Source organism: Streptococcus alactolyticus, from assembly GCF_042649785.1.
Classification (GTDB): Bacteria; Bacillota; Bacilli; order Lactobacillales; family Streptococcaceae; genus Streptococcus; species Streptococcus alactolyticus.
Map to the genome: position 1 here is coordinate 1 of NZ_JBHRZX010000042.1, position 4,549 is coordinate 4,549.

The 4,549-nt window shown below is 40.4% G+C and carries 6 protein-coding genes; 4 read left to right on the forward strand and 2 right to left on the reverse strand.

Annotated elements, in window-relative coordinates:
* Positions 1 to 182 precede the first annotated feature (182 nt).
* A complete protein-coding gene (locus tag ACFORE_RS08590; protein ID WP_154455509.1) occupies positions 183 to 497 on the reverse strand; it encodes a hypothetical protein in 315 nt (104 codons plus the stop codon).
* Positions 494 to 913 carry an HIT family protein gene (locus tag ACFORE_RS08595; RefSeq protein ID WP_269725705.1) on the reverse strand — a complete coding sequence of 140 codons (420 nt, stop codon included), beginning with the start codon at positions 911 to 913 and terminating at the stop codon, positions 494 to 496. Before ACFORE_RS08595 ends, ACFORE_RS08590 begins: the two co-directional genes overlap by 4 nt.
* A 63-nt stretch (positions 914 to 976) precedes the next feature.
* On the opposite strand from ACFORE_RS08595, the gene ACFORE_RS08600 reads away from it, so the two are divergent.
* From ACFORE_RS08600 to trmB, 4 genes are read left to right on the forward strand one after another with little or no spacing between them, the layout of a single operon-like run.
* Positions 977 to 1,702: an ABC transporter ATP-binding protein gene (locus ACFORE_RS08600; RefSeq protein WP_380435099.1), complete on the forward strand. Its 726-nt coding sequence runs from the start codon at positions 977 to 979 to the stop codon at positions 1,700 to 1,702.
* A gap of 2 nt (positions 1,703 to 1,704) precedes the next feature.
* Positions 1,705 to 2,739: an ABC transporter permease gene (locus ACFORE_RS08605; protein ID WP_154455506.1), complete on the forward strand. Its 1,035-nt coding sequence runs from the start codon at positions 1,705 to 1,707 to the stop codon at positions 2,737 to 2,739.
* Between the two features lie 57 nt (positions 2,740 to 2,796).
* The gene (ccrZ, locus tag ACFORE_RS08610) at positions 2,797 to 3,594 is read left to right on the forward strand and encodes a cell cycle regulator CcrZ (RefSeq protein ID WP_167829333.1); all 798 of its coding nucleotides are present in this window, start codon (positions 2,797 to 2,799) and stop codon (positions 3,592 to 3,594) included.
* On the forward strand, positions 3,591 to 4,226 hold the full coding sequence (gene trmB / locus ACFORE_RS08615; protein ID WP_154455505.1) for a tRNA (guanosine(46)-N7)-methyltransferase TrmB: 636 nt from the start codon (positions 3,591 to 3,593) through the stop codon (positions 4,224 to 4,226). Before ccrZ ends, trmB begins: the two co-directional genes overlap by 4 nt.
* Positions 4,227 to 4,549: the final 323 nt, after the last annotated feature.

A 4,549-nucleotide genomic window follows, 5' to 3' on the forward strand; every position in this document is an offset into this window, starting at 1 on the left:
TGTCCTACATACTTTGATAACATTCTTCCTAAAACAGGTGTCTTGCCAGTTTTTGATACGACGTCTAGCGTCACAAGAGAACTCGACTTAACAAGACACCACTACTTTAACATAAAAGAAAAAGTAGAGAGTACTTTCTCCCGTCGGAGATTTTCTCACTACTAATCTTAGTATGTTTTTGTTTAGTTAGATGCAGGCTGGTTTTGGTATTTGGCCATGGTTTTTTGAATCACGTCCAAACGTTTTTTAGAGTCTTGCTCAAATAAACGGTATTTGTAGTCAAAATCTTGGCCCAATTCTTTTAATTGTGGGACTTGTTGGTTGATGTCGTTGATGGTTTTTTGAATGATAATCAAATCATCAGCGATGCGTCGGCTGACTTCGTCAGCGTGAGCTATTTCGGCTTTAAAGGTATCACGGTTTTGGTAGAGTTTATGAGCAAAGTATCCTGCTGCAGCTCCAATAAGACCTAGTGTGACAAGGTGTCTTTTTTTCATTGGTTAACCTCCTGTGCAATAGCTTGTGCCAATTTGCCAAGGGCTTCAAAATCAGGTTCGTGCTCTGTAAAGGTAAAGGTTACTTCGTCACTCGCATCGTAGCGAGGGATGAGGTGAACGTGAGCATGAAAGACCGTTTGTCCAGCGACTTCTTCGTTGTTGTTGAGAATGTTCATGCCGACAGCACCTGTGGATTTTTGCACGGCGCGAGCCACCTTAGGCAAACGAGCAAAGAGTGTCTTTGATGTTTTTTCAGACATAGCAAGGACATTGCGAACGTGTTCTTTTGGAATCAACAAGGTATGCCCTTTAGTGGTTTGTGAGATGTCTAAAAAGGCAAGGACATCCTCGTCCTCATAGACTTTTGATGATGGGATGTCACCAGCGGCAATGTTACAAAAGATACAATTTTCCATTTGAATCACCTATAATCCTTTGATTTTGTTATAATTATTATATCAAAAAAATGTAGGTATCTTATGTTAAAATTGGAAAATATAACTGGGGGATATGTTAATATCCCTGTTTTAAAAAATGTGTCTTTTGAGGTTGTAAAGGGTGAGTTGGTTGGGCTCATCGGGCTAAATGGTGCGGGAAAATCCACCACTATCAATGAAATTATTGGTTTATTGACGCCTTATCAAGGGGAAATTTCGCTGGATGGTTTGACCTTGGAAAAAGACGCTTCGGCATATCGCCAAAAAATTGGTTTTATTCCTGAAACGCCAAGCTTGTATGAAGAATTGACCCTGCGTGAGCATTTGGAAACGGTGGCTATGGCTTATGATTTGGATTATGATAAGGCCATGGCGCGTGCGATGGACTTGCTTGAGCTTTTTCGCTTGTCAGACAAATTGGACTGGTTTCCTATTCATTTTTCAAAAGGGATGAAGCAAAAGGTGATGATTGTTTGTGCGTTCATGATTGACCCAAGCTTATTTATCGTGGATGAGCCTTTCTTGGGCTTGGACCCCCTAGCGATTTCACATTTAACGGAATTATTGGACCAAGAAAAAGCAAAGGGCAATGCTATCTTGATGTCAACTCACGTGCTAGATGCGGCTGAAAAAATGTGTGACCGTTTTGTCATTTTACATCAAGGTCAGGTGCGTGCAACAGGAACATTGGCAGATTTGCGCCAGCAATTTGGCAAGGAAAACGCTAGTTTGACGGATATTTACATGGCTTTAACTAAAGAGGGGTAATCATGAAAGAAGTATTTCAAAAACGGCGTCATGATTTTGTCAATACCTGCTTCAAATACCTACGCTATGTTTTTAACGACCATTTTGTCTTGGTTTTGTTTATCCTGTTTGGCTTTTTGATGGTGCAATACAGTCAGTTGTTGCGTCATTTTCCTGAGCAACACGTCTGGATTGGCTTGATTTTAATTCTTGTCATTGGAGCATTATTGAGTTTTGGCAGTATTGCGACCTACCTAGAGGCGCCAGATAAATTGTTTTATTTGCCTAAAGAAACTGAGATTGTGGCTTGGTTGACTCAGGCACGCCGCAGGGCTTTTTGGCTTTGGGTGAGCGTGCAAACAGCGGTCTTGCTCTTTTTGGAACCTGTCTTTTTCAAAATCGGTTTTTCTTGGCTCATGTTTGCAGGCATGCTGGTTGTGCTTGCCTTTTGCAAATGGTGGGTGATGAAAAGAAAGAGCAGTGCTTTTTACGCTCAAGGGCGCTTTTCATGGGAACAAACCATTGCTTATGAGGAAAGACGTCGCCAGCGCATTTTGCGTTTCTTTGCCTTGTTTACAACGGTTAAGGGCATCACTGCTAGTGTCAAACGCCGTTCGTATTTGGACGGTGTGTTGCGAGTGGTTCCTAAAAAACACGCTCAAACTTGGCTCAATTTATACACCTGTGCTTTTTTGCGTAGTTCGGATTATTTAGCCTTGACCTTGCGTCTGACGGTTTTGAGCTTTTTGGCCTTGGTTTTCATGCCAAATCGTATGGTGGCCGTGGCTTTAGCCTTGCTATTTAATTATTTGTTGCTCTTTCAATTGCTGGGCTTGGCCCAACATTTTGATTACCAATACTTGACACAATTGTACCCTTTGACAAAAGCAGATAAAAGCAGCAATTTAAAAACCTTTTTACGAAGTCTGTCTTATGTGATTGCGGTGCCACAGTTGGTATTAACCCTCAATTGGCAGGCTGCACTGGTCTTTTTGGTGGTGACTGTGATTGTGACAGAAGGTTACATTTCTTACAAAATCGGAAAGATGATTGACTAGGCGTGTTAAAAAAAGTAAAATAGAATGTAAAACAAAACAGAATGGAGGGTAGAAAGAGTGACAATGTCAGATCAGGAATTAACCATGATTCCGCTGCGTGGCAAGAGTGGTAAGGCTTTTATCGGTCAATATGCAAACGGTGAAAAGATTTTCATCAAGTTTAACACCACACCGATTTTACCAGCGCTTGCTAAAGAACAGATCGCTCCCCAATTGTTGTGGGTACGTCGGACTGGCAACGGAGATACCATGAGTGCCCAAGAATGGCTCAATGGTAGAATTTTGGCCAAAGAAGACATGGGCAGTAAGCAAATTATCCATATCCTATGGCGTTTGCACAAATCACGTCCCTTGGTCAATCAGTTATTGCAATTAAACTATAAAATTGAAAATCCGTATGACTTGTTGGTGGATTGGGAACGCAACGCACCCCGACAAATCCGAGAAAATACCTACTTACAAGGCATTGTAAAAGAATTAAAACGTAGCTTACCAGAATTTGACTCGCAAGCTGCGACCATCGTGCATGGTGATATTAAGCATAGCAACTGGGTCATTACGACCAGTGGCATGATTTACCTTGTGGATTGGGACTCTGTTCGCTTGACAGACAGAATGTATGATGTTGCCTTTTTACTAAGCCATTATATTCCTCAGTCACGCTGGGAAGAATGGCTACAATATTATGGTTACAAGCAGATGGATGACATCTACGAAAAGATTGTTTGGTATGGGCAGTTTTCATATCTCGCACAGATTTTAAATTGTTTTGACAAACGCGATATGGAACACGTCAACCAAGAAATCTACGGCTTACGAAAATTTAGAGAGTGGGTTAGTAAAAATAAATTATGAGAGTTAGAAAACGTAAGGGTGCTGAAGATCATTTAGCCAATCACCCTCATCATGTGATTACCAATCCAGAAGCAGCCAAGGGGCATTGGCATGAGGTTTTTGGCAATGATAACCCCATTCACATCGAAGTGGGGTCTGGAAAAGGTGCCTTTATCACAGGAATGGCCTTGCAAAACCCGTCCATCAATTACATCGGTATTGATATTCAGGTGTCAGTTTTGAGTCATGCCTTGGATAAGGTGCTAGACAGCCAAGCGCCAAATGTTAAGTTGCTATTGGTTGATGGGTCGGATTTGACCAATTATTTTGCGGACGGCGAAGTGGATTTAATGTATTTGAACTTTTCGGATCCATGGCCTAAAAAACGCCATGAAAAACGCCGTTTGACTTACAAAACATTTTTAGATACGTATCGACGCATTTTACCTGAATATGGTGAAGTTCATTTTAAAACGGATAATCGAGGATTATTTGAGTACAGTTTAGCTAGCTTTTCACAATATGGTATGATTTTGAAGAAAGTTTGGTTGGATTTACATGCTAGTGATTTTGAGGGAAATGTCATGACAGAGTACGAGGAAAAATTTTCTCAGAAAGGTCAAGTCATTTACCGTGTAGAAGCACAATTTTAGTAGTTTAACTTTATTTAATTTTATTTGTTTGATGTTATTTTTGCTTTGCTGGGATAATATGGGCTTATCCAAGTATTTTTTACACTAACCTAATTAAAAAATTAAGAAAGATTAATGAGATATTAAAGGAAGTGTACGATACTAGCATGAGCTTTATTGTATAGTTAATAGGTAAAATAGCATGGATTTTAGAAGGCGATTAGAGATTTTTGTTAAACAAAAGAGGATGCGGATTTCCGGCTCTTTGTCAACTGTAGTAGGTAGATGAAAAGCTAACACCTAGAGAGGACGAACTTCGTCCTCTCTTTCTTTATGTTCAATGC

Excerpts from the sequence above, each read along its gene's own strand:
- ACFORE_RS08590 (WP_154455509.1), bottom strand. The coding sequence starts at position 497 with ATGAAAAAAAGACACCTTGTCACACTAGGTCTTATTGGAGCTGCAGCA.
- ACFORE_RS08595 (WP_269725705.1), bottom strand. The coding sequence starts at position 913 with ATGGAAAATTGTATCTTTTGTAACATTGCCGCTGGTGACATCCCATCA.
- ACFORE_RS08600 (WP_380435099.1), top strand. The coding sequence starts at position 977 with ATGTTAAAATTGGAAAATATAACTGGGGGATATGTTAATATCCCTGTT.
- ACFORE_RS08605 (WP_154455506.1), top strand. The coding sequence starts at position 1,705 with ATGAAAGAAGTATTTCAAAAACGGCGTCATGATTTTGTCAATACCTGC.
- trmB (WP_154455505.1), top strand. The coding sequence starts at position 3,591 with ATGAGAGTTAGAAAACGTAAGGGTGCTGAAGATCATTTAGCCAATCAC.